Raw genomic sequence first — 26,293 nt, 5'->3', positions numbered from 1 at the left:
GTGACCTCACCGGGCACGCGGACACCCGCGGCCCTCGCCTCACGCGTGCCGCCCGCCGCTCCTCTCGACCGGAAGCCGGACCCGTACCCAGGGAGACCCATGCCCGCCGCGCCCCCGTCCACCGTGCCCTCCCACATCTCCCCGCCGTCGCTGCGGGGCAGGATCGGCGGTGACGCGAGAAGTGGCTACTTCGCCGCCCCGCGCCGCTACCGCCTCCATCTCTCGCCGTCCTGCCCGCACTGTCTGCGCATCGCCATCACCCACAGCCTGCTCGGTCTGGACGAGACCCTCCCGGTCGTGCAGCTGCCCCCGGTGCCCGACGGCCCCGACGGCGGACACTCCGCCTTGCGCCCCCTGTACGAGGCCAGTTCGCACCGGCATCCCGGACCGGCCACCGCCCCCGTGCTCAGCGACGACTGGACGGGACGGGTCGTCAGCACGCACACCCCGGACATCCTCCGCGACCTCGCCCGGAACTTCGGCGGCCACGGCCCCGGCCGGCCCGTCCTCCGGCCGCACGGCTCGGCGGAGGAGATCGAGGCCGTCACCCGTCTCTGCGAGGACCGCGTCAACCGCGCCGCGCAGAACGCCGGGCGGGCCGACACCGACGCGCCGGCGCGCCGGACCGCCCTCGGCTCCCTGCTCCGTGCCCTGGGCTCGCTGGAGGAGCGCCTGGCCGGCCGGCGCTTTCTCCTCGGCGACGACATCACGGCGGCGGATGTGGAGCTGTGGGTGACCCTGGTGCGGCTGGACACCGTGCACCGGCTGCATCTCGACGCCGCCGCGGTCCACCGGATCGCGGACCATCCCCAGCTGTGGCACTACGCCCGGCGACTGGCGGCGCACCCCGCCTTCGGCCGCCCTCTCGACCTGGACGCCATCGCCCGCCGGCACCACGCGCACTGCCGGGGGCTGGAGGCGGCCGGGGCGGCCGTGCAGATCCTGGACTGGGCCGGGCACACCCCGGCCGGACCCGCCGCCGAGCCCTCCCGGAGGTACACGGCCTGCTCGCTGTCGTGACGGCGGACGCCGGACAGCGGGCACCGGCCCGGGCGAGCCGCGGAGTGTGCGGACCGCCCGGGCTCAGGGGGCGGGAGCCGGGGCGGCGGCCGGGACCGCCGCCGCGGTGGCGTCGGCCACGATGCGCTTGAAGCCCTCGGCGTGGGCACAGCCGGCCCGCTCGCCGAAGGCCCGCATCCGCTGGAACACCCAGGCGATGTCGGCGCGCGGGTCGGCGGAGTCACGGAACTGGCTGGCGTGGCAGAGGATGGCCTCGGCCTTGCGCTCGGCGTGCGGACCGACGTCGACGAAGAAGTCCGTGTGCTCGTGCCCGGGAACCCAGACCTCCGCCACCCGGTGCGGCGCGAGCCCCGCCGCCAGGAGCTCGGGGAAGGCCCGGGGGTTCCGGGCGTCGGGGTAGACGGCGCTGAGCGCGGCCTCGCCCACGGCGAGGTGGTCCGGGTGGGACGCGCCCATGGGGAACTCCAGTGAGCGCAGCGGCTGGTGGGTGAGGACCAGCTGGGGGCGCACCCGGCGGATGGTCTCGACCAGGGCGCGGCGGAGGGTGAGATCCGGCGTCAGCGTCCCGTCGGGAAAGCCGAGGAAGGTCACCTCGTGGACGTCGAGGAGAGCCGCCGCCGCGCGCTGTTCCCGGTACCGGGTGGCCGTCAGCTCCTCCGCCGGCTCCTCGGGGTCCTCACCCCCCTGGGACCCGTCCGTGCAGATCGCGTAGTGCACCCGGCTGCCCTCCGCGCTCAGCCGGCCCACCGTGCCGCCGAAGCCGAACTCGGCGTCGTCGGGGTGGGCGGTGATGACCAGAACGCGTTCATGGAACGCGGGTAAGGGGAGAAGCGGGCCGGCGGACCGGTTTCTGAATGCCAAGGTCGCCCAGCTCCTCCGCGCTGTCCGCGCCGCAGTCGAACCCCAGTGAAGTGAATCGAGAACGGTATTCATCGGCCGATATGCATGATTGGGCGGAAATTATTCAGAAGAATTGACGGGGTGTCAATAAATCCCTGATGTGACGTAGGTCATAGTTGTGCTTTCTGTTGGTCGGGGCCGGGAATCGTGCAGGATTCTCCGCCTACGGCGCAAGAACTTCCCACTCGGCCCGGCGGTCGTCCCGACCGCCGCGGTCGAGATGACCTGTGGGTGAGTAGGGGTGAGTTGACCGGATCTCCGGACCGTGTCCCGGGCGGGGCGGGTGAGAACCCCCGGGCCCGCCCGGCAGTGTGTCCTCGGGCAACGGCGCGCCGCGCGACGCGCCGCCGCCCGCCGCTCGGCGGTGCGCGCCGGCCGCCGGTGACACCTCTTCCGCCGTGTCGAATCCGGCCGCGCCTCCCCGGCGGGACCGCCACCGCGCGGCTCCTTTCCCGCACGCTCTCACCGGCAGCTCGAACCCCCTTCGGAAAAGGAGAGTCCCATGAAGTTCGTCATCCCCGCCAAGCGTTCGTCGAGCAGGGTTCCCCATAAGAACTTCCGTGAATTCGCGCCGGGCGAATCGCTGCTGGACATTCTGGTGAAAAAGCTGGTGCGGCTCGGGGAGCCGGGCGATGTCCATCTCTCCTCCGAGGACGAATCGGCACGCGAAGTGGCCGACAGACACGGAGTCTCCTTCCTGCCGAGGGCCAAGCACCTCACCGAGAACTCCTACCCTTTCCAATCGGTCGTCAACGAGGTGTGCGGACAGCTCCCGGGCGACGACGACATCATGTGGTGTCACGCGACGGACCCGTTCTTCGACGAGCACCCGGCCGTTGTCGAGGCCTGGCGGAAGCGCGAGAATCCGGACGCCGACTCGATCACGGTTGTCTATCCGATGCGCGAGTACCTCCTCGATGGGAACTTCAATCCGATGGGATTCGGATTCGGTTCCTGGCACCGCCCCTCGCAGGAGCTCCCGACCTACTACCAGCTCGGATTCACCTGCTCGATCATGACCAGGCACACCGCGACCAACATCGGGCTCGTGGGCGCGCGTCCCCTGTGGTACGAGGCCGCCAACCTCACCATCGACATCGACACCCAGGCCCAGTTCGACTTCGCCGCCCGTCTCTACCGGGTCGCCTCCGAATCCTGACAGCGGTTCACCGGCGCCGCGCGGACGGCGCCAACCCCGTGGGGCGGGCCGGTCCCGCGCGCCCAGAGGGCTCAGCCGGCCCGGACATGTGCGACGACTGTGGAGTGGTGAGGTTCCGGGATGGACACAGACAGCCGGACGCTGGCGGAATCGGTCGCCGAACTGGTCCGGATTCCGAGCGTCAACCCGCTCCACGCCGGACCCCGGGCCGAGGAGCACGGCCCGGTCGGCGAGGGCGCCCTCGCGGCCCGGCTCGCCGAACGCTTCGACGGCTGCGGCGCGGACGAGACCGTCCTGGACGAGGTGCTGCCGGGCCGGCCCAATGTGTACGGGCGCTTCCCCGGACGGTCCGGCCGGCTCGTCGTGGTGGACGTCCACACCGACACCGTCACCGTCGAGAACATGACCGACCCGCCTTTCGACGGACGCATCGAGTCCGGCTCCGTGTGGGGGCGCGGAGCGCTGGACACCAAGGCGACCATGGGCGTGCTGCTCGCGCTGCTCGAAGCGTGGCACCGCGACGGGCTGCGCCCCGACCCGACCCTCCTGCTCGTCGGTTCGATCAGCGAGGAGGTCGGGGGACTGCTCGGCGCGACCCGGTTCAGGCCGTGGGCCGAGCAGCAGGGGCTGCTGATCGACCAGCTGCTGGTGGCGGAACCGACCGGGTTCCGCCCCGTCCACGGTCTGAAGGGCCTCGTCCTCGTCCGGGTGACGGCGCTGGGCACGGCGGCGCATTCGGCGCTGCCGGACTCGGGGGTGAACGCCATCGAGGCGATGGCGCCCGTGATCGACGCCTTCGTCGCCGAGAACGCGCGGCTGCGGGCCCTCCCGGCCGCCACCGAACTGGGCACCGGCACCGTCTCGGTCACCCAGATCTCGGGTGGCACCGGCAGCAATGTGATCCCGGACCGGTGCTCGATCTCCGTGGGCCGCCGGATCGTCCCGGGCGAGGACCCGGACGAGGTCCTGGAGCGGATGGCCGCCGTCGCCCGCGCCGCCTGCCCCATCCCCTGCGAGATCACCTCGCTGCTGCCCACCACGCCGGACGGCCGGGCCGGCTCGCCGGCGTTCTACCAGCGCCCCGACTCCGCCTTCGTCCAGTTCCTGGCCCGGGCCGCCGGCACCGAGCCCGCTGTCGCGCCCTTCGGCGCGAACGTCCTGCGGTACTCGGGCCTGGCCAGGGAGCTGGCCGTCTTCGGCCCGGGCTCCATCGACCACGCCCACCAGGCCACCGAGCGGGTCGCCGTCGCCGATCTGGTGCGCCTCGCCGGCATCCTCGGGTCCTGGCTCTCGCCGGCCTGAGAGCGGACGACCCCGCGCCCACAGGAGCCCCGCCGCACCGGCCGGGCCGACCACCGAGAGGGGAAGAGATGGCGACCGCCACCACCGCGACGGCCGCGGAGACAGTCGAGCGGCTCAAGGAACCGGTCCAGCTCTACAGCCGCGGCTGGATGCTGGCGGACTCCACCGACGCGTACGGAAAGGGGCTGGGCTTCGCGACCGGCGCGCAGTTCTGGGTCGTGGGCCGTGCCGGTGTCCTCGGCAGCTGTCCGGCCGAGGTCGCCGCGGCGGCGATCGCCTTCGAGCCCCTGGAGGAGGTGCGGAAGGCCTGGGACCGGGTTCCGGCGGGGCTGACCCACTACGAGGTCGCGCTCCACTACCGGGATGTCATCACGGCCTGGGGGGAGCGGGTTCTCGCGGCCGTTGACCCCGGAACCCTCCGTACCGTCGACGGGCTGGGGCGCCGGATCGCCGGCGCGGCCCCCGACGCGCTGGGCGCCCTCTTCACCGGCTGGCGGCGGCTCCCGGCTCCCGACGGGCTGCCCGGCCGGGCCGCGCTCACCCTCCATGTGCTGCGCGAACTGCGGGGCGCAGCCCATATCGCCGCGATCCTGGCCTGCCGGCTGACACCGCTCGACGCGATTCTCGCCGCCACCCACGCACCCCCGCGCACCGGCCCCGGATACGCCGAACGCATGGGGCACCGGGGGCCGTTCCGTGATCCCGAGGAGGTGCGGGAGCAGCGCGTCGAGGCCGAGGAACTCACCTCGGCGATCACCGTCCCCTTCTTCTCCCGCCTCACCCCGGCGGAGCTGGCGCTCTTCGGCGACGCCGTCGAGCGGGTCTGTGCCACCGCCCGCGACCGGGCCGCCGGGGGCGCGGCGCCCTAGGTCGTCTCCTTCGGTTCTCGCCGGGCTCGCGAGCCCCGGCACCGCGCCTCGCCGCGCTGTCGTCCGTCGCCGGCGCTCCGCGTGGGCTCCCTCCTCCGCCTCGCGAGCCCCGGCACCGGACCCCGCTCACCGATCCGGCCCGATCCGAAAGAAACTCCCCGGGCCGCGGGTGTGCGCGGGGTCCGGCCCGCGCCGCCCGGGCGGCTACTCCGCCCTGGTCCCGGAGGACTCGCCGCCGGAGGCCGGCGGCGCGTGGGCCGGGGCGGTCGCCCGCTTCCCGGAGGCGGCGGGCCGGCCCGCCGCGCGGGCGTGCACGGCGAAGTAGAGGGCGGCCGCGACCATGGCCAGGGCCGAGATCCAGTACATACCGGTGGCCATCGGCCAGGAGAGCCCGGCGGCCGTCACCAGCGCCATCCCGAGCCAGGTGCCCCCGGACTCCGCGACACCCCAGGCCAGACCGGCCAGACTGTACGCGGTCACGTTCGTCATCCGGCCCTTCACCTCGACGACCTTGGTGTGGTAGATCGGCCCCCACACCAGCTCCGAGAGGGTGAACAGCAGCACGGCGACATACCCCACGACGACCGGCGACCGGACGACCAGGGCGAAGACCACCACGCTCACCGCCATCAGCAGATGGGCACCGGGCACCACCCACAACTCCACCGCCCCGGGCCTGCGCGCCTCCAGCCGCTGGACGAACGAGGTGACCGGCGTCTGGAGGACGATGATCAGCAGCGCGTTGGCCACGAAGAGCAGGGAGACCTGCTGCGGACCCGGCGAGTCGGCGGCGTAGGTGGGCAGGACGTCGAAGACCTGTGCGTACGCCACCCAGGTCAGCATGGTGACCCCGAGGAAGACGAGGAACGGCCGCCGCGTCCGCCCCGCGCCGCCGGCCCCCTCCACGGCCCCGGCGTCCTCCGTGCCGGGCGCGGCCGGGCGCGGGAGCCGCAGCGCGGCGAGGGTGGCGCAGAGGTAGAGCACCACGCCCAGCACCGGCAGAGTGGACGGGAAGTGGGTCAGCAGGACGCCTCCCGCCGCCGAGCCCAGAGCGGCACCCGCGTTCACCGCCAGATTGAGATGGGAGAAGCCGCGCAGCCGCTCCTCCGCGCTGTGGGCCGCCGCGACCAGCGCCTTGAGGGCCGCCGTCGCCGCAGAGAAGGAGAGCCCGAGCAGCGAGGCGAGAACCACCCAGACCGGCAGCGCCCGCCCCTGGTAGGCGACCATCAGCAGCAGGGCCGTCGTGGCGATGACATAGGAGACCAGCACCGAGCGCCGCAGACCGAGCGCGGTGATCAGACGGGAGACCAGCAGCCCTCCGGCCTTGCCGAACAGCAGGCACGCGGCCACCACGGTGCCGCCCTCCACGCCGTCCATGTCCCGGGTCCTGATGAGCCAGAGACCGAGGAAGGGCACCAGGGTGAAGTAGGCCGCCGAGCTGAACCCGCGTACCAGGAGGAACGCGACGACGGTCCTGCGCGGGACGGCGCCGGTGCCCGCCGTCATCCGCTCTCCGCTCCGTCCTCGGAGGTCTCCAGGTAGAAGGCGTCCGAGAGGAGCCGGTGGCGGGCGAGGACCTCCGCCTCGTCACCGGCGGTGTAGAAGACCCGGCCGGTGGCCGACGCGGCGGTGAGATCGGTGGAGACCGTGTCGCCGACGGCCTTCAGCATGCGCACCTCCACCGTGCCCGGGAGCGCGGCGAGTTCCCCGCCGGTGACGAGGCGGGTGATGCGCCCCGGACGGATGGGCAGATTGGCGTTGACCACGATGTCGGGACGCCGCCGCTGGGTGACCTCCGGCGCGCGGCCGAGGGATGTGGCCAGGAACGCCTCGTGCAGATCCACTCCGTACTGGAGCCGCACGGCGTCGACGATGCCCGCGCCCGCCGGGCGGCAGGCCACCTCGCCCACCAGCAGCCCCTCAGAGGTCTTGAACAGCTCCAGATGGGTGACCCCGGAGCGCAGGCCGAGCGCCTGGAGGACCCGGGAGTTCAGCTTGAGCACCGGATCGTGATCGGGGTGCGCGGCCGGGAGGCAGTAGGAGCCGCTGACGTTGTCGAGCTGTCCCAGCGACGGGGCGAAGTACCGGGAGGGGGCGGCGAAGACGACCGCGCCCTCGTGCACGACGGCGTCGCAGTGGTACTCCCCCTCCATCTCGACGAAGCGCTCCACGGCCAGCGGGAACCGGGCGGCGCGCAGTCCGTCCGCGGCGGGCGAGGAGGCGAAGGCGCCGAACTCCTCGGGCGAGCGGAACACCTTCACATTCATGCACCCGCCGCCGAAGGTGGGCTTGACCACGCAGGGCCAGCCGGTGCGCTCGGCCGCGCCGGGCACCTCGGCCACCCCCGCGGCCTGGGCGAACCGGGTGACGGGGAGCCCCGCGTCGGCCAGCCGCCGCTTCATGACGTACTTGTGGGAGAAGGCCAGCGCCGTCTCGAACCCGGTCCCCGGCAGACCGAGCACCGACCGCACGTATCCGCCGGTGGCCTGGCTGAACTCCACGGCGGCGACGACATGGCCGACCGGCTGCCGGCGGTCGAGCTCCAGCACGGCCCGCAGCACCTGGGTGGGGTCCTGGATGTCGCCGATCTCGCGGACGGTCACGCCGGGAGGGAAGGTGTGGCTGTGGCCCTCCTCGGTGACGACCGAGACCCGGTCCAGGAGCGGCGAGTCGAACAGCCGGTCCGCCAGCGCGCGGCGGCGTGAGCAGAGCACAACGGTGTGGGTGGTCATGGGCGTTCCTTGGACTCGGGGAGTGTGCTCCAGGCGGCGAGGGAGGTGTGGACCTCGGCGGCGAGGGCCGCGGCCTCCCTGGCGGGCAGCCCCGCGGTGAGCGCGGCGAGCTGTCGCCCGATCCGGTCGGACGGGCCGCCGTCCGGCCCCGGGGGCGCGGAACCGCCGGAGGTGACCGCCCACAGGGGCCGGACCCGGGCGCCCCGGCGGCACTTGGCGTCGTACGAGGAGGTGCCCAGGTGGAGGCGGGTCAGCCCGCGCTCGTAGCAGTACCGCAGGGGCGCGTACAGCAGCAGTTGCGCGTACTCGTCCGCGCCGGGCAGACGCGGGTAGTCGAATCCGATCAGCCGCAGCGCCAGTTCGTCGCCCGCCTCGTAGCACAGCGAGAAACCGATCAGCCGGCCGCCGTCGTGGACCGCGAACACCACGGCCTCCCGGTCCAGATGCTCGGCCTGCCGTCCGAGGAAGCCGCGCAGCCGCTCGTCCGACATGTCGTGTCCGTATTTGCGCTGCACCTGCCCGAGCAGCGGGGCACCCCGCTCCCAGATGTCGGAGAGGCTCATCCGCCGCACTTCCAGGCCGCTCTCGGCGAACCTGCGGATCTCGCGGCGGGCGTTGGTGCGCCGCTGCTTGGGGGAGAGCGCGCCGACGAAGTCGTCCAGCCCCGCGCCGACGGTCTCCACCGTGCAGTCGGCGCGCAGCAGATGGAGGCCGGGGGCGATGCCCGGGGTGAGGGTCCGGGCCGCGGCGATGACCTCGGTGGCCGCGTCGGTGGGGAGGTTCGGCCACCACCAGCGGCCACCGGCCTCCGGGACGGCCCCGGCGGCTGCGCCCAGCAGCGCCGCCAGCTCCTCCGTCGCACGGCCCGGTCCGGGGACGGCGCTCCGCCCCTGGGGGACGCCGGGCAGCAGCACATCGGAGCGGAAGCCGCGCCTGCCGCCCAGGAGCAGCATGGGCCCGGCGTCCCGGGGCTGCCCCAGGACCCGCGGCGCCCGGTAGTCCTGGTGCCCCTCGTCCGGGTTCCAGTGCGCGACCAGCCCCGCCGAGAGGCAGTCCCCCCGACGGGAGGACAGATAGTGCGGCTCCGCCCCGCCGTCGGCGTCCACGAAGCGGAGCCAGTTGGCGGTGAGGTAGAAGGACCTGGTGGCGGCCAGCCGATCCCAGCCGGCGGCGGACCCGGGGTCGCCGTGCCGCTCGATCGCGGTCATGCGGACCCTCCCGTCACCGTGACGGTTCCCCCGTGCCGGGGGCCCGGTCTCCCGTCCCGGCGACCGGCCCCCGTCGTGCACCGGAGCCGCCCTCCGCGCTCTGACGCAACTCCCATTCCCCCTCCAGCCGAGCCCGCGACCCACCGCAATCTCTTCTCCTCCGTTCTCTTCACGTACAGGAACTCCGCGGGGTTCACCGGCGACCCCATTCATCTTCACGCGTGCTCTCCCGCAGGCCGCGCGGCCAAGGAATCACAGGTTCCCCCTTGCTGCGGAATGGAGAATTCCGATACCGATCGGCGCATCCCCGTCGCGTCGGCCGTGTCACGACGAGTAACCCCGGGCACACGGAAATCAATCGCTTCAACGCAAACAGGAAATTTTGCCCTCTGTGCGGAGAGAACCGAAAGATGGCTCCCTAGTGATCTGTGTCACCTTACATGCCCTTTGACGGTTGGTGAAGGGACATGGCACCTTGTGGAGATATCGACCGCCGGTTGCACAAATCGCTCTGTCTGTAACGGTCTTCGGGACTCCGGCATCAGCGGGCCCGGCGGTAATAGCGATCACGCAATGCCGAACAGTGAACTGTGGTGCACAAGCGAGGGTGCTCTAGGAGACCTGCGTGAAAACAGTGATCGAACCCGTGCAGTCGTCCTTCGTCGCCAAGGTGACGGGATGCGACCTGGCCAGGCCGCTTTCGGATGAGGTCTTCGCCGAAATAGACGCGGCCTTCACCAAGTACGCCGTTCTGTACTTTCCGGACCAGCCGCTCACCGACGACCAGCAGATCGAATTCAGCAAGCGCTTCGGACCGCTGGAGACGGCACCGAACTACGCCGGAAAGGAGTTGCGTCTGCGGAATGAGTTCACGGACATCTCCAACCTCGACCACGCCGGAAACGTCCTTGACCCGGATGACCGGCTGAACCGCTACAACCTGGGCAACCAGATGTGGCACACCGATAGCTCCTTCAAGGCGCGCCGGTCGAAGTGCTCGCTGCTCTCCGCGCGTGAGGTCACGCCGACCGGTGGGGAGACGCAGTACGCGGATATGCGCGCGGCGTACGACGCGCTTCCCGGCGAGCGCAAGAGAGAACTCGCCGGGCTGGTCGCGGAACACAGCATCGCCACCTCCCGGAAGAAGTCCGGATTCCATGACTTCAACGGTGACATCGCCGCACAACTGCCGCCGGTTCCGCAGAGACTCGTCGACTTCTACGCGGCCTCGGGCCGCACCAGCCTCTATCTCGCCTCCCATGCCTCCCATGTGATCGGCTGGCCGGTGGAGAAAGGGGAGGCGCTTCTCGACGAGCTGATCCGGTTCGCGACGCAGGAACGTTTCGTCTATACGCACGACTGGACGGTCGGCGATCTGGTGATGTGGGACAACCGCTGCACCATGCACCGCGGCCGGCCCTACGACCTCGCGCAGCGCCGGGTTCTGCACCGCACCACGGTCTCCGATGTGGAGACGGCTTTCGTGTAACCGGCACCGCCGGAGATGTGAACGACCGCCTCGCCCAGGGGATCGAGAGGCCGGTCCGCATCCGACGAGAAGACACGTCAATATCCGGGGGATGCTCGATCGACCGTGCTCGCGGCACCCCCGGGAAGTCGACAACTGGGGGAATTCAGCTATGACGCGTGCTGCGCGCTTGATCATGGTCGGCTGCGGCCACATGGGATATGCGATGGTCCGAGGGCTTCACGGCAGGTCGCCGTGGGCCGAAATCGTCGTCGTCGAGACCAGTCCCGAGCGGCGCACAACCCTGTCCGAGCGGGACGGACTGACGGTCTCCGCCGATCTGGAGATCGCCGAGGGCGACTTCGTCGTCCTCGCCATCCCGCCGCAGGCCTTCGAGGCATTCGTCAGGAGCCGGCGCCACACATTCACCCCCACGACGCCCGTGCTGTCGGTCATGGCCGGTCTCACCGCCGACTCCATCGCTCGGGACCTGGGCACCTCACAGGTGGTCCGCTCGATTCCCAACACGCCGTCCGAGATATTCGAGGGAATGTCCGTCTACTTCGCGGACACGGCGGTGTCGAAGGAAACGATCGCGCAGGCCGATCTGCTGCTGGGTTCCATCGGAAAGACCCTGCGCGTCGCATCGGAGAAACTGGTCGACGACGCCACGGCGCTCTGCGGAGGAGGACCGGCGTTCGTCAGCTACATCATGGACGCCTTCTGCCGGTTCGCCGTCTCGCGCGGATTCACCCCGGAGGCCGGCCGGGACATGGCGGTCCAGGTGTTCAGCGGAACCGCCGCCCTGGTGGCGGGGAGCGGCAGGCCGCCGATGCAGCTCTGCCGCGAGGTGATGACACCGAACGGCACCACCGAGCGCGGGGTGGATGTCTTCGACCACGTCGGTATGAAACAGCATATCCACGACGCGCTCACCGCGTCGGCGGAGCGTTCGGCGGAGCTGGGCACCGCCCTCAGCGGAGGCAGATGTCCCGGTGACGCCGATGTTTGAGAGAACATACGGCGGCGGTGACGCCGTCGCGCCGCCCCGCGCCGCCGGACCCCGGGGACGCGAGACCTACGATGTGCGCTTCGCCGGCGGACGCCACTTCCGGATGTACGACGACCCCGGAACGTTCCGTGTCAGCCGGGCGGGCATCGCACTCGGCAACCATCTCGTCCGCGGCCTGGACGGCAGCGAGAGCACTGTACGGATTCTTGAGATCGGCACCGGGAGCGGTGCGATCGCCATGCTGCTGCGCGCCATGGGATTCACCTCGGTCGTCGCCACCGATGTCTGCCCGGCGGCGGTCTCCACCGCCCGGCGCAACGAACGCGTGAACTTCGGCGACTCGGTCATCGACTTCCACCAGAGCGATCTCTTTCCGCGCCCCGCGTCCGCGCCCCCGGAGCTCTACGACCTCATCGTCTTCAACCCGCCCGGCTGGCGCACCCCGTCGGACGCCCTCCGGGCGCAACTGGAGAGCAGACAGCCCTCGCTCAACCTGGAGGCGATGTTCTACGGGGACAGTGTCCTGCTGCGATTCCTGCGGCAGCTCCCGGACCATCTGGCGCCCCACGGGCGCGCGATCGTCGGCCTGAACTCCCTGCTCGGCATCGCCAGCATCTTCGCGGCCTCGCAGCCGCCGGACCGTCCGCCGGGCGCCGGCCTCGCACTCCGCTCGCAACTCCTGGAACGTCTGGAATTCCCGCTGCTCTTCTACACCGAGGAGTGGCTGGAGGCCCGCGAGTTACTCTTCGCCGAGTTCCGGCAGGGGCGTCGGGACTACGCGGCGACCTATGTCACCAAGGGCGAGACCATCCACTGGTTCTACGAAATCACGGAGGTCACCGTGGACGCCCTGGGAACGGACCGCCCCCCGCTCCAGCCCCTCCAACCCTCCCGTCCCGTATGAGCGGCCTCAGCGGCCGGCCCTTCCGCCCCACCTACGACGCCGTGGTCGTCGGGCTGGGCATCATGGGAGCGGCGGCGCTCTTCCACCTCAGCCGCCGGGGGGTGCGGGCCCTCGGAGTCGAGGCCCGCGGCCCGATGCACGACCTGGGCTCCTCGCACGGCCAGAGCCGGATCTTCCGCCGCGCCTACTGGGAGGGCGGGCAGTACATCCCGCTCCTCGACCGCTCCTACGACGGCTGGTGGGAGCTGGACGACGCGACCGACGGCACGGTCGCCCTCAGGACCGGCGGTCTCTTCATCGGCCCGTCCGATTCGAAGCTGGTGCACGGCGCCCGGACGACCGCGACCGGGCACGGGATCGCGCACGAGTGTCTGGACCGGGCGGAGATATCCGCCCGCTATCCCGCCTTCCGCCCCGGGCACGGCATGGTCGCCGTCCACGAGCCGGACGCGCTGATGCTCTTCGCCGAACGGGCACGGCTCAGCTATCTCTCACGGGCGGCGTCCGCCGGCGCGCACCTCGTCCACGGCCGGGCCGTTCGCTCGCTGGAATCCGGGAGCGGCGGCGCTGTCACGGTCACCGGTGACGGATGGCGGGTGAGCTCCGGCGCGGTCGTGCTCACCGCAGGGGGCTGGATCAGCGGGTTCCTGCCCGAGGAGACCGGCGCCCTGCTCACCCCGATGCGGATACCCGTCTACGAGTTCGACGTGGCGGAATCCGCCGAGCGCGACCACCTTCCCGGCAGGTTTCCCGTCTTCCTCCACGAGGACGCCGGAGGGACCCTCGTCTACGGGCTCCCCAAGTGGCGCTCCCCCGAGGGCGGCCTGCGGGTGGGCTTCCACAACCGCCAGCTCTCGCCGCTCGACATCGACGGCGCCAGACGCCCTCCCACCGACACGGAGCGCCTGGAGCTGTGGCACGCCGTCAAGGAGCTGCTGCCCGGCATCCGGAGCACCGGGCGCGGCACCTCCTGTGTGTACACCATGTCCAGGGACGAGAGCTTCCTCATCGGACGGTCCCGGGAACGGGAGGGCGTCGTCTACGCGAGTGCCTGCTCCGGCCACGGTTTCAAGTTCGCGCCGGGCATCGGCGAGATCCTCGTGGAACTCGCGCTCGACGGCCGCTCGTCGATGGACATCTCGGCCTTCGACCCCGAACGCCTGCGCTGACCCGCGAATCCGATCCCGGACCCGCCCGGACCCGCCTCCGGGCGGGGCCGGCCGGGTCCGTCACGCGGCCCGCGGTACGGAGGGCTCCGCGACCGGGTGCAGCGCGGCGTACTCCAGCGGCGCGGACGGGTCGATGGAGACAGTGAGCCGGGCGGGGTCGGCGTCCGCGCGCACCAGCAGGTCGCCGACCGCGGCGATCATCGCGCCGTTGTCGGTGCACAGCGACAGCGGCGGCACCCGCAGCTCCACCCCGGCGGCGGCGCACCGCTCCTCCGCGAGCGCCCGCACCCGGGAGTTCGCCGCCACCCCGCCCACCACGACCAGGGTCCGCACGCCGTACGCCCGGCAGGCGGCCAGCGCCTTGCGGGTGAGCACATCCGCGACCGCCTCCTGGAGGGAGGCCGCGCCGTCGGCCAGCGGCAGCTCCTCGCCCCGGACGCGCCGCTCCTCGGCCCAGCGCGCCGCGGCCGTCTTCAGGCCGGAGAACGAGAAGGCGTACGGATCGTCCTTCGCGCCGGTCAGCGGGCGGGGGAAGGCCACCGCGCACGGATCGCCGCCCCGGGCCGCCCGGTCGATCGCCGGACCTCCCGGATAGGGCAGACCGAAGACCCGGGCCACCTTGTCGAAACACTCCCCGGCGGCGTCGTCGACGGTGTCGCCCAGATGGAGGATGGGGTCGCGGACGAGATCGCGCACCAGCAGCAGCGAGGTGTGGCCGCCGGAGACGATCAGCACCACGCACGGGTCGGGCAGCGGGCCGTGCTCCAGGGTGTCCGCCGCGACATGGCCCGCCAGGTGGTGGACCCCGTACAGCGGCACCCCGGCCGTGTAGGCGAGGGTCTTCGCCCCCGCGAGCCCCACCTGGAGGGCTCCCGACAGGCCCGGACCGGTGGTGACGGCGACGGCGTCGAGGTCGGCGACGCGCAGCCCCGCCTGGTCCAGCGCCTCCCGCACGACCGGACGGAAGGCGTGCAGATGGGCCCGCGCGGCGATCTCGGGGACCACGCCGCCGAACCGGGCGTGCTCGTCCATGCTCGACGCCACGGCGTGCGCGAGCAGCCGCCCGTCGGACACGATCCCGGCCCCGGTCTCATCGCACGACGACTCGATACCGAGCACGATCCGGCCTCGCGGCATGGTCTCTCCCTCACGACACGGTCACACTGCACCTTCATTGTAGTTGCACATCATGTGCAATAAGGGCGTACGGCGGCGGGCGCCGCTGGGGACACCTGTACGGGCGGGGGCGCTGTCGATCTGCCAGTGCCGCGCCCGCTCCTCCGGGCGGCCCAGCCGTGCGGACACCCCGCCCGCGCGGCAGCTCCCCGCGCGTACCGGACCCGGTGATCCGCCCGCCGCCGAGGGAGACCACCCGGTCCGCGCCGGCCGGGGTGGCGGGAGGGCGGGCGATGACGATCACGGTGTGCTCCGGGTCGTCGCCGAGGCCGGCGACGGCCCGCGCGAGGCCGGCCTCGTTCTCGGGGCCGGGCGCGGAGGCCGCCGCGTCGACGAGCGTCCGCCGCGCGATCTCGGCGGCGGCGCCACAGGGCGCGATCCCCGCGCCGCCGCGCCCAGGGCCGAGAGGAGCGCGCAGAGCGCGAGGCGGGTCCGGACCGGGGCGAGCGGCCGCGACAGGGCGCCGGTACTCGCGAGTCCGGCCGGCCGGTCCGCGTCCGGCGGGTGGGGCGGTGGTGCGCCGCCGCGCGGGCGTCTGTCGTGTCGGAGGCCATGCCTCCTCTTCCCCCCGGGGGCGGGCGGCGTCGCCGGGACCGCGGCCCCGTTGCTCCCGACACCCGCCGCCACCGGCATCCCGGGGCGCGGCGGGCCCGGTCGCGATCTCCTGTTGAGACGTCGAGGCGACATGATGTCAACTGGCCTCATGAACACTCCTCTTGGTGTCTCGATCGGCCAGGCAGCGGCTCTCTTCGGACTCGCGCCGTCCACCCTGCGATGGTGGGAGTCCCAACGGGTGCTTCCCGAGCCGCCCCGGGTCAACGGTCAACGGATCTACACCGAGACCGGACTCCGCCGCGTCGGCCTGGCCTACCTCTGCTGTGTGGTGGGGGCGATGCCGCTCGAACAGGCCGCCGTCGTGACCGCGGGTGGCAGGGAACAGCACTGGCAGAGCACGGTGCGGGACCAGGCACGGCTGATCGAGGAGAAGATCGGACAGCTGCGGAGCGCGCACGCGTATCTGCTGCACCTGGTGGAGTGCCCCGACGACGACATCGTGGGGCTCTGCCCGGATCTCGATCTCGAACTGGTCGACCACACCCCGCGCGGGCGCGTCGCGACCCATGGCCTCGTCGCCGCGGCGCGGTCGATCCCGCGCCGTGCGGCGGGCCGCCGGCAGCGTGATGAAACGCCGCCGCAGCGTGAGGAAATTCCGGTGCCTCCGCCGCGCTGCGCCGTCTGTGCGGGGCCGGTCGCCCGGGCGGCGCGGGGGCGGCGGCGCACATACTGCTCGCGCGCGTGCCAGCAACGCCGGTACCGGGCGAGCCGGGAGAGCCGCGAGAGCGGTGCCGGGGGTGTCCGCGGGGACGGCGCCCGTCCCCGCCGTCTCCCTGTGGCCGGCCGCCCGCCCGGGACGCGATGATCTCCGGCCTCCCGGCCGCGCCGGGGCCGGCCGGGTCCCGTCCGGTCACGCCCTGGTCTCCGGCCGGTCTCCGCCGTGCGCGGGACAGTTGAAGACCAGGGCATTCCGGAGCGGCGCCGGACCCCTGCCTATGCTCGGGCCAAGGCGGCGCCGGCCAGGCGCGGATGAACTCAGCTCGGCCGTTTCCTGATGTCCCGCATTCGTGAGAAGGGGTCTCTGTGGCACGCTCATCCCTGAGGGAATTCCTGCCCGCGTCGACCGGAACCGCACCGAGTGCCTGCTCGATCGTGCTGGTCGGCCCCTGGTCCGCCGATGCCGCCGCGAGAATCGAGGAGGGCGCGGGGGCGGGTGTCCACCACTGTCCCGATCGCCAGGACCTGCTGGCGACCGTGCACGCCCGGCGGGCGGACTGGATACTGGCCGGGGCGGAACTCGACGACGGGGACATCCAGTACTTCTCCACCCGGGCCAACACGGTCCGCGAGAGCGTCCGGCTGGCGATCCTCGGCCGGGGACAGGACTGGCGGCGGTGCGAGCGCTGGATGCGGCGCGGGTGCCGTGTCTATTTGGACGAGACCGTCACGGGGCAGCGCGCGATCGCCGCGCTGCGGGCCGCGCACACCCTCGGCGTGAATGTGATCGACGGGGTCTTCTCCGAGGCGCTGCGGGCCCGCGCCGCCGGGCCCGCGCCCCATCTCACCCGCCGGGAGAGGGACGTTCTCGATCTGCTGCGGAGAGGGCTGCGCAACAGGGAGATCGCCGGGGCGCTCTTTCTCAGCGAGAACACGGTCGAATACCACATGCGCCATCTCCTCACGAAGTTCAGCGCGCGCAACCGGGTGGAGGTCGTGGAACGGGCCACCGCACTCGGCCTCGCCTGAGTTCCTGAGCGCCTGAGCGCGCCTGAGCGCCTGAGCCGGTCCCGCCCCGAGCCGGCGCTCGCCCTGAGCCGTCGCCCGCCCGGACCGGCCTCCCCCGAAACGGCGTTCCCCGCGGAGACACGGAGACTACGGCTATCCGGGATGTGACCTCGGTACCGCTCCGCATAATCTTCTGCCGTACGCCAAGGAATTCCCGGACGAAAGGACGGAAGAGCCATGGAAGACATCACGTTCGAGATTGTCGAGGAACAGGTGTCCAGCCTGGAGTCGATCGGTGTCGACGAGGGGTGCTCCACCTCGTCCAGCAGCTCCTCGCTCGACATCTCCGAGGTCGAGTTCGAGTAGTCGGACCCGTCTCGCCGAAAGCGCGCCCACCATCCGCCCGTTGGCGGACCGTGGGCGCGCTTCCGTGCTGTTCGCACCCCGGGGCAGCCGGCCGGTGGGGCCGGTGGAGAACCCCCGGAATTCCGTGGTTCCGTACTACGGGAAATCGGTATCGGGAGGCCGGTCGATCGTCGCTAGGTTGGGAGCATGACCCAAGTCGAAGCGGCAGGGGACTCCATTGTCGGAGCGGTCGATGTCGAATGGAGGAAGCTGGGTGAATCACGCTGGGAAATCCTGGCGGGCGCCCGGAAGTTCGTTGTCGAGACAAGCGGCGAGAAGGCGGCCGGCCTCCGTCGCGTGATAGCCGATGTGCTGCCGAAGCTCACCCGCACCGCCGCCCTGCGCGAGCAGCTCTCGGCGGCCGAGATCGAACGGCTGCTGCCCTACGCGGAGAAGCTCACCGCCATGGGCGTACTGCTCCGGCCGAAGGAGCCGATCGGCACGGAGGCGGAGCTGCGCCTCTACTCCTTCATCGCCCGTCGCACCACCGCTCCCGACGCGGTGTACGCGTCCGTCCGCAGGGCCATCGGCCTCACCGGCCCCGCCCGGGTGACCGACGCGCTCGGCGCGGCGCTGCTGCGGCAGGGACTGCGGGTGCGGGCCGGCGACGGCGAGGAGGGCGCCCTGAGCGCGGTCGTATCCCTCGCGGACGAGGCCGGACTGCTGCGGTCCTGCCATGAACTCTGCGCGGCGGGGCGCTCCTTCCTCCCCGTGCTGGTCACCCCGGCGACGATCAGGCTCGGTCCCTGGACGATGCCCGGCGAGTCCGCGTGCCCGCGCTGCTCCGAGCCGTACGACACCACCGTCACGGCACGGGACAGCGGGGTCGCGCGCGACAGCTGGCCCACGCTCCAGTCCGGCTGCCTCGACTGGGCCGCCGGACTCGCCGCACAGCTCACCCTGCGCGCCCTCCTGCCCCAGGGGAGCGAGCACCCATGGGGACGGATCGTCACCCTCGACCCCGCCACCTGCGAGCAGACAACCATGCACGCATGGCGCGACCCCTACTGCGCCTCCTGTGCCGCCACCGGCCCCACCGCCCAGGAATGGCTGGAGTTCTGACCCATGGCCGACCTTCTCGCCCTCCCGGCCGAAGCTGCCGTGACCTCGCTGGGCTACGGCGTCCGCGCCCTGCCCCTTCCGCTGTACGTACGGGCCCACGCCGCCGCGCTCGTCCCCCTCGGGCACGCGGACGAACGTCTCGACCTCGCCGCCGCCGACATTCCGGTGCTCGATGTCGCCGTCGCCGCCGACCGGGCGGGGGCCGCGCTCCTGCTCGTCGCCGCGGCGGCCCGGGCACGGCTCGCACGGGCGGGGGAGCCCGCCGACACGGGAGCCGGGGCCGGCCGCGACGAGGCCCTGGCCCGGGCGGTGACCACCGGGCTCGCGCGCCGCCGGGACCGCGCGGGCGCCGTCGGGGGCACCCCTGTCGAAGGCATCCGTATCGAGGGCTGCGAGCCCGCCCGGACGGCCCTGCGCGGCACCGGCGCCCGTATCGAATGCCATCTGCTGGGGGAAACGGCCTCGGTGCCGGTCATCGGAGCGGTGCTCCGCCTTCCCCGGCTGGCCCGTCCACTGCGCGCCGAGGTCTGCGATCTCGACCCCCGCCGGGGCGTCCGGCGCGCGGTGCGCGCGGTGCTGCGGCTGCTGGCCCTCGCGGAGCTGGCCGCGCTCGCCGGCCCCACGGCCCCCACGGCCCCCACGGCTCCGACGGACCCGGTGCGGGGCTCCGTCCCCCCGGCGGGCGGTGCCGGCCGGACCGGCGGGATCACCGGGCCCGGGGACATCATCGAGACCGGTGTGATCGCCCACGAGGATCTCCCCGAGGGGCCCGCCCCCGGGACGGAAACGGCGCTGCTCCGCTCCGCGCTGGCCCGCCACGGGCTGCGCGCACGGGTCCGGACCCTGAGCCCGGCCGGCGCGGGTGTCACCGTCGTGGCCTGCCGCATCACCCCCGCGCGCGCGGAGACGGCCGAGGAGCCCCGGACCGGCACCGACGCCCCGCCGCCCCCGGGTCTGCGCGCCCCGCGCCAGCTCTCGCTCTCCTACCGGCCCGGCGATGTGCGGCTCAGCCGGATCTTCCACGAGAACTCCAAGATGCGCACCGCCTTCGGCACCCTGCCCGCCGTCGACATCGCTGGCATGGCCCCCGGCGCCCGCCGGCTCATCGGCCGGGCCCACCGGGACTTCCGCGACACCGCCCGCACCTACGACCTCACCGGCACACCCGCGACCGCCACGGCCACCGGGGAGCGGAGCACCGCTCTCGCGCCGCTGGACGAGTGTGTGCGCCGCCGCCGCTCCTGGGCGGCCATGGGCGGCGGCGCGCTGACCCGGGACCAACTGGCCCGGTTGGTGAGTCTCACCTGCGGGACCACGGGCAGCGGGGTCGCGGGGCCCGATGTCCGACTGCCGCTGCGGGCCACCCCGTCGGCGGGCGGGCTCTACTCCTGCGATCTCTTCCTGCTGGTCAACCGGGTCACCGGTATCGAGCCGGGGCTGTACTACGTGCACCCCGGCCGCCAGTGCCTGCAACTCGTCCGCTCCGACCGGACCTGGTCCGAGGTCACGGCGCGGACCGGCTACCGGGACCGGGCGGACCAGGCCGCCGCGATGGTCATCTACACCGGCGCCTTCCGCCGCAATCAGTGGAAGTACCGGGAGCGCGGCTACCGCACCGTCCTGCTCGACTGCGGCCATCTCGCGCAGAGCGTCGTCCTCACGGCCACCGCGCTCGGCCTGGTCGCCCACCCGATGATCGCCTTCATCGATGACTACTTCAACGACCTGGTGGGCGTGGACGGCGTCGACGACGCGGTCCTCTACCTCACCCTGCTGGGCCCTCCCGCGGGCCCCCGTTCCCGCACCGAGGAGACGGTATGACCACCGAGGCGCCCCGCGTGCTCCACCCGCTGGACGACGAGAACGGCTTCATCGAGACGGCCGCCGAGGTGCGCCGGATCAGGGGCACCGGGCTGCTCCGGCTCGCCGGGCGGTCCGCCGCCGCGCCGCCCCCGCCGAGCACCGGACCCGGGAGCCCCGGCGGCGGCGTCCTGGTCCTCGGCCCGGCCGCGCTGACCCGCCAGGCCGGCGCGGTCCTCGCGGAGGTGCCGGGACCGTCCCCCCGGATCGCGGACGAGGACAGCGAACCCGAACCCCTCATCACCCCGGGGGACGGACCGCGTCCCCCGCTGGCCGTCATCGCGACCCTCTCGCTCTTCGACCCCCGGACGGCACGCGCCGCCGAGCACTGCGTCCGCGCGGGCCTGCCGCATCTGGTGTACGGAGCGGCCGGCGCCGATGTGACCTTCACCGGACCGCTGTGGACCCCGGGGCGGACCGTCGCCTGCCATGAGTGCCTGCGCCTGCGGGTCAGCTCCAACTCGCCGCACGGCACGACCTGGCGCGCCTACACCCGCCATCTGGCACGGACCGGGGGACGGCCGTACGAGCACGAGGTGCGGCCCTGGACATCGGCACGGCTCGCGGGTGCCGCCGCCGGCCGGATCGCCGAGTGGGCCGCCGATCCGGCCCGGGCCCGCGACACCGTCCTGTGGCAGGACCCCGGCAGCCCCGACCGGGTCGAACGCCATCTGGCGATCGTGCCCAACTGCCCGGTGTGCGACGGAGGGCCGCCATCGCCCGAGCCGCCGGAATCGCCGGAGCCCCCGGGACCACCGGCTTCCGCTTCCCCTTCCCCTTTCCCTTCCGCCTCCGGTCCCGCGTCCCCGGGCCTGCGGGACGCCGAGGACGACCGTGTCGGCATCGTCCACGCGGCGAGCGTGCGCCGCGCGGAGAGCGGTCCGCCCGTCTATCTCAGCGGCAGCACATCCGCGGATCTCTCCCTGCTGCGTCCCTCCCTGCGGGTCACCCGCAACGGCGGAGCCGGATTCTCCAAGAGCGAGGCGGTCGAGGCGACCCTGGGGGAGTCCCTGGAGCGGTACGCCGCCGGTTTCTACCGGCCCTCCCGGCTGCGGCTGGCCCGCCGCCGCGAACTCGACGTCCCGGCGGTCGCCCCGGACGCGTTCGCGCTCTTCGCCCCGGAGCAGTACGCCCAACCCGGCTTCCCCTTCGTCCCGTTCGACGAGGACACCCCGGTCCGCTGGACGCCCGCGACCGATCTGGCCACCGGCGCCCCCGTCCTCGTACCGGCTTCCCAGGTCCATATGCACTACCGGCGGCTGCCCGGGGAGAGCCCCATCGCCCCCTCCGTCTCCACCGGTCTCGCCGCCGCGCCCACCTACCGGCAGGCGCTGGTGGGCGGCCTCTGCGAGATCATCGAGCGGGACGCGCTGGCGATCTCCTGGCTGCACCGGCTGCCCCCGCGCCCGGTCGCCCCGGAGGTCGTCGCCGCCTCCTCCCGCGTCTCGTATCTGCTGGAGCAGGCCACGGCCTGGCGCGTGCGGTTCCACGACCTCTCCCTGGACCTCGCGCCCTCGTCCGTGGTCGCGGTGATGGAGCACGGCAGCGGTGCCGACCGGGTGATGTCCTTCGGCAGCGCCTGCCGGCTCTCGCCCGTGAAGGCGGTGGAGAAGGCGTTCCTGGAGGCCGCGCAGGGGCTCACCTATGTCCGCCGGCTGCTGCGGCGGTACGAGGACTGGCAGGTCGCGGAGGACTTCTCCGATGTCGACGACTTCAACAAGCACGCCGTTCTCTACACGAAGCACCCGGCCCTGCGCGAACGGGCCGGCTACCTCGTCCACCCCTCGTCGCCGGCGCCCCGCACCCGCCCCGCGCGCCCCCCGTACGACGAGTCCGCCGCGCCCGCCGACCCGCTCGACACCCTGGTCGAGGCGGTGCGCGCCGCCGGGCACTCCGTGTACGCGGTGGATCTGACGACCCCCGACGTCCGCCGGCTCGGTGTGCGCGTCGTACGCGTCCTGGTGCCCGGCCTCCAGCATCTGGCGGGCAGCCACGGCTGCCGGATGCTCGGCGGGCGCCGGCTGCGCGAGGTCGTGGCCCGGCTCGGCCACGACTCCGCGCCGGACAACCCCTATCCGCATCCGCTGCCGTGAGCACCCGCACCCCGTTTGTGGAGGAGCCCGCCATGTCCGCGTCGTTCACCCTCACCCCCGCGATGTCCGTCGTACGGAACACGGACTTCGGCGGCACCGCCGACATCGCCGCCGTCTTCGGCGCGCACACCGAGAGCCGGCAACTGCCCCCGGGAGCGACCCCGCTGGAGTGCGCGATCGCCACCGAGGCGGTCGGCGGCGGGGTACGGCTGACCTTCACCAGCGCGGTGGGCGCCGCGCCGCCCGCCCCGGGCACGGTCGTGGCGCACAAGTTCTTCTTCGTGGACCGCGAGGAGTGCCGGGTCCGGCTGCACGAACTCACCCCCCAGCAGCCCTCCGCCACCACGGAACTGCTGGTCCTGCTCCCCGAGGGGCAGGAGCGGGACTACTGCCACGCCTCGGTCTACGACGCGGAGAACCGGCTGCTCGCCACCCACGCCGTGGTCTTCGACCGGCGCGGCCGGCATGTGCAGTACGCCTTCACCGGGCAGTACGTCTCACCGCTGCGGGTGGACCGGGCCGAGCTGCGACTGGTCCGCGATAACGCCGGGCGCCGGGTGGCCCGCTGGTGCGTCGGTCTCGAAGGGCTGGACGCGCCGGAACCGGTCACCGTGGCCTGGGAGGCGTCCGGGCTGGTGCACACCACCGAGCTGGTCTGCACCCCGGGGCGGCCCCGGGTCCACCACGACATGCCGCTCGACGACAACCCCCGCCTCGCCCCCGGGGACTGGGTGGTCATCGCCACCGACGAGAAGGGGCGGCTGCTCGCCCAGACCCTGGTGGCGCTGACCCCCGCGGAGGCCGCCGCGTGGCCGTCCTGAGCGCGGCCGGGCGCGCATACCCGGCCGGGCCCCGGTCCACCGGCCGGGGCCGCCCCGAAACGATCGGCGTCGAGCGCCCCGGGGCGCGGCTCGCGGCCGTACGGCTCCAGGTGCGGGTGGGCAGCGCCGACGAGGGGCCCGGTGAGCACGGTCTCGCCCATGTGGTGGAGCACCTGGTCGTACGCTCCCTGCCGGCCGGCGGACGGACCGGCCCGGGTGTGCTCGCCGACGCCAGGACGGGCCGCGAGCACACCGCGTACAGTGCCCTGGTCCGCCGCGCCGACGCCCCGGCCGCCCTGGTCACCCTCGCCGCCGCCCTCGGTGAACTGCGGCTGCCGCCCGGGGCGCTCGGCGCGGAACTCGCCGGAATCCGCCAGGAGACCGCCCAGCGGCACGCGGACCCGCGCTGGCGTCTCCAGGAGGCCCTGCTGGGGGCTCTCTGGGCGGGCACCTCCCACGCCCACTCGCCGCTCGGCGACCCCGCCGTGCTCAACGCCCTCACGGAGGAGAGAGTGCGCCGCTTCCACGCACGCTGGTACCACCCGTCGCGCGCCACGGCGGTGGTGGTGGCGGACCGGCCGGGCGAGGTGCTGACCGCCGCCGGCGCGTGGCCCGGCGACCGGGCCGGGCACGGCGCTCCCGCCGACTCGGCGGCCCGGGGCGCGGGACCCGCCGCGCGCGGTGTGCGCCTGGCCCTCCCCGCCGCGCCGCCCGGTCCGAGGCCGTCCCGCCCGCCGTCCCGTCCGGCGGGGCGCCGGACGGTGGGGCTGGCCTTCGTGGCCGGGCCCCGCGACCCGTATCTGCGTGCCTGCCAGGACCTCGCCCGGCGCGCGGTGCGGGCGGAGAGCGGACTCGACGTCCAGGTGGGGGAGTTCGGGGGGTACGCGTGCGTGTGGGCGATGCTCGCCGCGCCGGACGCCGAAGCCGGCACCCTGGCCCTGCGCCGGGCCCTGCTCCGGACCCGGGAGCGGCTGCTCGGCCCGGACGGTGAGCGGCTGCTGCGGGCCGGGGCACTGATACCCGCCCTGCGGGCGGCCGACGCCCCCGACGCCGTCGCGGCCGGCGCGGCCGGGGCGGCCGTGGCCGCTCCCGAGACGGTGCGCGCGGCCGATGCCGCCGCGGTGACCGAGTCGTGGGAGCGGCACATCGGGGAGATCCCGTGAGCGAGGGGCCGGTGGTCGTCGGCGACGCCGGCGGGAGCAGGGTGATCGCGGCCCGGGAGCGGGGGAGCGCGGTGGCCGCCGCGACCCTGGCCGTGCCGCTCACCGACGACCGGCCCGCCGCCGTCGCGGCGCCGCTCCTCGCGGCGTGCTGGGCGCGGGAGGTGGCGCGGGCCGCCCGGCGGGCCGGTGCGGCCGTCCGGGCCGACCCCGTGACCACGCCGGACTGGGCCGGCGTCACGGTGGAGAGCCTGCGCGCCGACCATCCGTGCCTCCGCTCGCTGCCGGAGTGGTTCGCCGGGGCGGCGCGGGTGCCGGAGTCCGGGTACGAGGAGGTGCGGGCCGCGTGCCTGGCCCGCCTCGCGGCGGAGGACCAGCGGTCGGACGGGGTGCGGCGGGCGCTGTTCGGCCCGGCGCACCGGTACGGCATCGGCCACGCCGAGCGCGTCCGGGCGCTCGCCGGCTGCGGACCCGACGAGGCGGCCGTGCTCTCCGGCCGGGTGCTGGGGGCGGCGCCACCCGTGCTCGCGCTCTCCCACGCCGACCCGGCGGACCTGCCGGGGCTGCTCACGGCCCTCTCCACCGGGCGGCGGCCGGTGGCCCGCCCCGCCCCCGGGCCTGCGCGCGTGCCGGGCCCCGTGACGGTCTCGGTCCCGGCGGGCACCGGCCTCGTCCACCAGCTCCGCGCCACCCCCGGGGTGGGCCTGGGCAGCCCCGACAAGGCGGCGGTGCATCTGGCGTGGGCGCTGCTGGGCGGCCGTGACGGGCTGCTCGACCGGGAGTTGCGCGGTGAGCGTGCCCTCACGTACTCGCTGGCGGCCTTCAGCCGGGAGTTCGCGGCCGGGGGGTACGGGCTGACGGTCGCCACCTGCGCGGAAGGGGCGCGGGAGGAGGTGGCGGCGCGGACTGTGGCGGTGATCGGGGGGCTGGGGCGCGGGGAGTTCGCCGGGGGGCTTCTCGCGGCCGCGAGGGAGCGGCTGATGGTTCGGTACCTCGGGGCGGAGCACCGTGCCCGGGGGTGCACGGAGCGGCTCTGCGGGTACGCGGTGGCAGGGCTGGACCCGGAGGAGAGCGCGCGCTATCCGAGCGCGCTGCTGCGGGTGACGCGCCGCGAGGTGTGCGGGGTGGTCCGGCACTACCTCCGCCCGACTGCCGACGGGGAGGCGCCCACCCCCGCCACCACATGAGCCCGCACCCGCCCCCGGTGCGGCCGGCCCTGCCCGGGCTGGGGGAGTTTGAGGACGGAACCCGCACCACAGGGTGCCGCACCCTGCAACCACCAGCCCGTCTGGGGGCACCTCCCAGAGGCAGCTCTGGGGGAGTTTGAGGACGGACCCCGCGTCACGGACGGCCGCACCGTGCAAGATGCAGCCCGTCTGGGGGCACCTTCCAGAGGGAGCTCTGGGGGAGTTTGAGGATGGAACCCGCACCACAGGGTGCCGCACCCTGCGACCACCAGCCCGTCCGGCGCTTGAGGACGGACCCCGCGCCACAGGACACCTGCACAATCCCAGCCCGCCCGGCAAACCCAGCCGGTCTGGGGGTACCTCCCGGAGGCAGCTCTGGGGGAGTTTGAGGACGGCCCCTGTGCCACAGGACCGCGCACAGTGCGGGCCACGGTCGGGGGCCTGCCCCCGAACCCCCGCTCCTCAATCGCCGGAGGGGCTGGGTTTGCTCAGGTCGCCGGAGGGGC

22 protein-coding genes are annotated in these 26,293 nt (G+C 73.5%); 17 read left to right on the top strand and 5 right to left on the bottom strand.

Annotated elements, in window-relative coordinates; genetic code table 11:
• The first annotated feature begins 99 nt into the window (after positions 1 to 99).
• Positions 100 to 1,020, top strand: coding sequence for a glutathione S-transferase C-terminal domain-containing protein (locus ABT122_RS24130; protein WP_351555921.1), 921 nt, complete (start codon positions 100 to 102; stop codon positions 1,018 to 1,020).
• A 63-nt stretch (positions 1,021 to 1,083) separates the two neighbouring features.
• Here the strand turns inward: ABT122_RS24130 and ABT122_RS24125 are convergent, their stop codons facing one another.
• Positions 1,084 to 1,881: a PIG-L deacetylase family protein gene (locus ABT122_RS24125; RefSeq protein ID WP_351555918.1), complete on the bottom strand. Its 798-nt coding sequence runs from the start codon at positions 1,879 to 1,881 to the stop codon at positions 1,084 to 1,086.
• A gap of 541 nt (positions 1,882 to 2,422) precedes the next feature.
• On the opposite strand from ABT122_RS24125, the gene ABT122_RS24120 reads away from it, so the two are divergent.
• The 3 genes from ABT122_RS24120 to ABT122_RS24110 all read left to right on the top strand — a co-directional run bounded on the left by ABT122_RS24120 (position 2,423) and on the right by ABT122_RS24110 (position 5,250).
• Positions 2,423 to 3,079, top strand: a complete 657-nt coding sequence (locus ABT122_RS24120) for a cytidylyltransferase domain-containing protein (RefSeq protein WP_351555915.1) — start codon at positions 2,423 to 2,425, stop codon at positions 3,077 to 3,079.
• Between the two features lie 120 nt (positions 3,080 to 3,199).
• Positions 3,200 to 4,381 carry a M20 family metallopeptidase gene (locus tag ABT122_RS24115; protein WP_351555912.1) on the top strand — a complete coding sequence of 394 codons (1,182 nt, stop codon included), beginning with the start codon at positions 3,200 to 3,202 and terminating at the stop codon, positions 4,379 to 4,381.
• A gap of 68 nt (positions 4,382 to 4,449) precedes the next feature.
• Complete coding sequence (locus ABT122_RS24110; protein WP_351555909.1) at positions 4,450 to 5,250, top strand: helix-turn-helix domain-containing protein; 801 nt, start codon at positions 4,450 to 4,452, stop codon at positions 5,248 to 5,250.
• Positions 5,251 to 5,454: 204 nt separating this feature from the next.
• On the opposite strand, the gene ABT122_RS24105 is transcribed toward ABT122_RS24110, so the two are convergent.
• Genes ABT122_RS24105 through ABT122_RS24095 form a run of 3 tightly spaced genes read right to left on the bottom strand, consistent with a single transcriptional unit; the run spans position 5,455 to position 9,190 of the window.
• On the bottom strand, positions 5,455 to 6,756 hold the full coding sequence (locus tag ABT122_RS24105; protein WP_351555906.1) for an MFS transporter: 1,302 nt from the start codon (positions 6,754 to 6,756) through the stop codon (positions 5,455 to 5,457).
• A complete protein-coding gene (locus tag ABT122_RS24100) occupies positions 6,753 to 7,982 on the bottom strand; it encodes an ATP-grasp domain-containing protein (protein WP_351555903.1) in 1,230 nt (409 codons plus the stop codon). The genes ABT122_RS24105 and ABT122_RS24100 overlap by 4 nt, the downstream gene beginning before the upstream one ends.
• On the bottom strand, positions 7,979 to 9,190 hold the full coding sequence (locus tag ABT122_RS24095) for a GNAT family N-acetyltransferase (protein WP_351555900.1): 1,212 nt from the start codon (positions 9,188 to 9,190) through the stop codon (positions 7,979 to 7,981). Before ABT122_RS24095 ends, ABT122_RS24100 begins: the two co-directional genes overlap by 4 nt.
• A gap of 625 nt (positions 9,191 to 9,815) precedes the next feature.
• Here ABT122_RS24095 and ABT122_RS24090 point away from each other — a divergent pair.
• The 4 genes from ABT122_RS24090 (at position 9,816) to solA (ending at position 13,743) form a co-directional block, all read left to right on the top strand.
• A complete protein-coding gene (locus ABT122_RS24090; RefSeq protein WP_351555897.1) occupies positions 9,816 to 10,679 on the top strand; it encodes a TauD/TfdA dioxygenase family protein in 864 nt (287 codons plus the stop codon).
• A gap of 151 nt (positions 10,680 to 10,830) precedes the next feature.
• Positions 10,831 to 11,670: a pyrroline-5-carboxylate reductase gene (proC, locus tag ABT122_RS24085; protein ID WP_351555894.1), complete on the top strand. Its 840-nt coding sequence runs from the start codon at positions 10,831 to 10,833 to the stop codon at positions 11,668 to 11,670.
• Complete coding sequence (locus tag ABT122_RS24080) at positions 11,663 to 12,574, top strand: methyltransferase (protein ID WP_351555892.1); 912 nt, start codon at positions 11,663 to 11,665, stop codon at positions 12,572 to 12,574. The genes proC and ABT122_RS24080 overlap by 8 nt, the downstream gene beginning before the upstream one ends.
• Positions 12,571 to 13,743 carry an N-methyl-L-tryptophan oxidase gene (gene solA, locus ABT122_RS24075; protein WP_351555889.1) on the top strand — a complete coding sequence of 391 codons (1,173 nt, stop codon included), beginning with the start codon at positions 12,571 to 12,573 and terminating at the stop codon, positions 13,741 to 13,743. Before ABT122_RS24080 ends, solA begins: the two co-directional genes overlap by 4 nt.
• A gap of 60 nt (positions 13,744 to 13,803) precedes the next feature.
• On the opposite strand, the gene tsaD is transcribed toward solA, so the two are convergent.
• Entirely contained in the window at positions 13,804 to 14,880 is a 1,077-nt protein-coding gene (gene tsaD, locus ABT122_RS24070; protein ID WP_351555886.1) for a tRNA (adenosine(37)-N6)-threonylcarbamoyltransferase complex transferase subunit TsaD, read from the bottom strand.
• A 742-nt stretch (positions 14,881 to 15,622) separates the two neighbouring features.
• Here tsaD and ABT122_RS24065 point away from each other — a divergent pair.
• From ABT122_RS24065 to ABT122_RS24025, 9 genes are all read left to right on the top strand, one after another.
• Positions 15,623 to 16,339 carry a MerR family DNA-binding transcriptional regulator gene (locus ABT122_RS24065; protein ID WP_351555883.1) on the top strand — a complete coding sequence of 239 codons (717 nt, stop codon included), beginning with the start codon at positions 15,623 to 15,625 and terminating at the stop codon, positions 16,337 to 16,339.
• Between the two features lie 218 nt (positions 16,340 to 16,557).
• A complete protein-coding gene (locus ABT122_RS24060) occupies positions 16,558 to 17,220 on the top strand; it encodes a response regulator transcription factor (RefSeq protein ID WP_351555881.1) in 663 nt (220 codons plus the stop codon).
• 216 nt (positions 17,221 to 17,436) lie between these two features.
• Positions 17,437 to 17,565 (top strand): hypothetical protein, encoded by a 129-nt coding sequence (locus ABT122_RS24055; RefSeq protein WP_351555879.1) that lies wholly within the window; start codon positions 17,437 to 17,439, stop codon positions 17,563 to 17,565.
• A 186-nt stretch (positions 17,566 to 17,751) separates the two neighbouring features.
• The gene (locus ABT122_RS24050) at positions 17,752 to 18,666 is read left to right on the top strand and encodes a hypothetical protein (protein WP_351555877.1); all 915 of its coding nucleotides are present in this window, start codon (positions 17,752 to 17,754) and stop codon (positions 18,664 to 18,666) included.
• A 3-nt stretch (positions 18,667 to 18,669) separates the two neighbouring features.
• Positions 18,670 to 20,487, top strand: coding sequence for a SagB family peptide dehydrogenase (locus ABT122_RS24045; RefSeq protein ID WP_351555875.1), 1,818 nt, complete (start codon positions 18,670 to 18,672; stop codon positions 20,485 to 20,487).
• The gene (locus ABT122_RS24040; protein WP_351555873.1) at positions 20,484 to 22,619 is read left to right on the top strand and encodes a YcaO-like family protein; all 2,136 of its coding nucleotides are present in this window, start codon (positions 20,484 to 20,486) and stop codon (positions 22,617 to 22,619) included. Before ABT122_RS24045 ends, ABT122_RS24040 begins: the two co-directional genes overlap by 4 nt.
• Positions 22,620 to 22,651: 32 nt before the next feature.
• A complete protein-coding gene (locus ABT122_RS24035) occupies positions 22,652 to 23,440 on the top strand; it encodes a DUF5944 family protein (protein ID WP_351555870.1) in 789 nt (262 codons plus the stop codon).
• Positions 23,428 to 24,603, top strand: coding sequence for a M16 family metallopeptidase (locus tag ABT122_RS24030; RefSeq protein WP_351555867.1), 1,176 nt, complete (start codon positions 23,428 to 23,430; stop codon positions 24,601 to 24,603). The genes ABT122_RS24035 and ABT122_RS24030 overlap by 13 nt, the downstream gene beginning before the upstream one ends.
• Positions 24,600 to 25,787 carry a peptidase M16 family protein gene (locus ABT122_RS24025; protein WP_351555864.1) on the top strand — a complete coding sequence of 396 codons (1,188 nt, stop codon included), beginning with the start codon at positions 24,600 to 24,602 and terminating at the stop codon, positions 25,785 to 25,787. The genes ABT122_RS24030 and ABT122_RS24025 overlap by 4 nt, the downstream gene beginning before the upstream one ends.
• Positions 25,788 to 26,293: the final 506 nt, after the last annotated feature.

Origin of the sequence: Streptomyces sp. NPDC001985, from assembly GCF_040296845.1 — a bacterium.
Classification (GTDB): Bacteria; Actinomycetota; Actinomycetes; order Streptomycetales; family Streptomycetaceae; genus Streptomyces.
Note: the sequence above shows the minus strand (reverse complement) of the source record. Positions and strands in the feature narration are given on the sequence as shown.

Coding starts and splice junctions, on each gene's coding strand:
- ABT122_RS24120 (WP_351555915.1), top strand. CDS start 2,423: ATGAAGTTCGTCATCCCCGCCAAGCGTTCGTCGAGCAGGGTTCCCCAT.
- ABT122_RS24115 (WP_351555912.1), top strand. CDS start 3,200: ATGGACACAGACAGCCGGACGCTGGCGGAATCGGTCGCCGAACTGGTC.
- ABT122_RS24110 (WP_351555909.1), top strand. CDS start 4,450: ATGGCGACCGCCACCACCGCGACGGCCGCGGAGACAGTCGAGCGGCTC.
- tsaD (WP_351555886.1), bottom strand. CDS start 14,880: ATGCCGCGAGGCCGGATCGTGCTCGGTATCGAGTCGTCGTGCGATGAG.
- ABT122_RS24045 (WP_351555875.1), top strand. CDS start 18,670: ATGGCCGACCTTCTCGCCCTCCCGGCCGAAGCTGCCGTGACCTCGCTG.
- ABT122_RS24050 (WP_351555877.1), top strand. CDS start 17,752: ATGACCCAAGTCGAAGCGGCAGGGGACTCCATTGTCGGAGCGGTCGAT.
- ABT122_RS24095 (WP_351555900.1), bottom strand. CDS start 9,190: ATGACCGCGATCGAGCGGCACGGCGACCCCGGGTCCGCCGCCGGCTGG.
- ABT122_RS24130 (WP_351555921.1), top strand. CDS start 100: ATGCCCGCCGCGCCCCCGTCCACCGTGCCCTCCCACATCTCCCCGCCG.
- solA (WP_351555889.1), top strand. CDS start 12,571: ATGAGCGGCCTCAGCGGCCGGCCCTTCCGCCCCACCTACGACGCCGTG.
- ABT122_RS24040 (WP_351555873.1), top strand. CDS start 20,484: ATGACCACCGAGGCGCCCCGCGTGCTCCACCCGCTGGACGACGAGAAC.
- proC (WP_351555894.1), top strand. CDS start 10,831: ATGACGCGTGCTGCGCGCTTGATCATGGTCGGCTGCGGCCACATGGGA.
- ABT122_RS24065 (WP_351555883.1), top strand. CDS start 15,623: ATGAACACTCCTCTTGGTGTCTCGATCGGCCAGGCAGCGGCTCTCTTC.
- ABT122_RS24105 (WP_351555906.1), bottom strand. CDS start 6,756: ATGACGGCGGGCACCGGCGCCGTCCCGCGCAGGACCGTCGTCGCGTTC.
- ABT122_RS24080 (WP_351555892.1), top strand. CDS start 11,663: ATGTTTGAGAGAACATACGGCGGCGGTGACGCCGTCGCGCCGCCCCGC.
- ABT122_RS24035 (WP_351555870.1), top strand. CDS start 22,652: ATGTCCGCGTCGTTCACCCTCACCCCCGCGATGTCCGTCGTACGGAAC.
- ABT122_RS24100 (WP_351555903.1), bottom strand. CDS start 7,982: ATGACCACCCACACCGTTGTGCTCTGCTCACGCCGCCGCGCGCTGGCG.
- ABT122_RS24055 (WP_351555879.1), top strand. CDS start 17,437: ATGGAAGACATCACGTTCGAGATTGTCGAGGAACAGGTGTCCAGCCTG.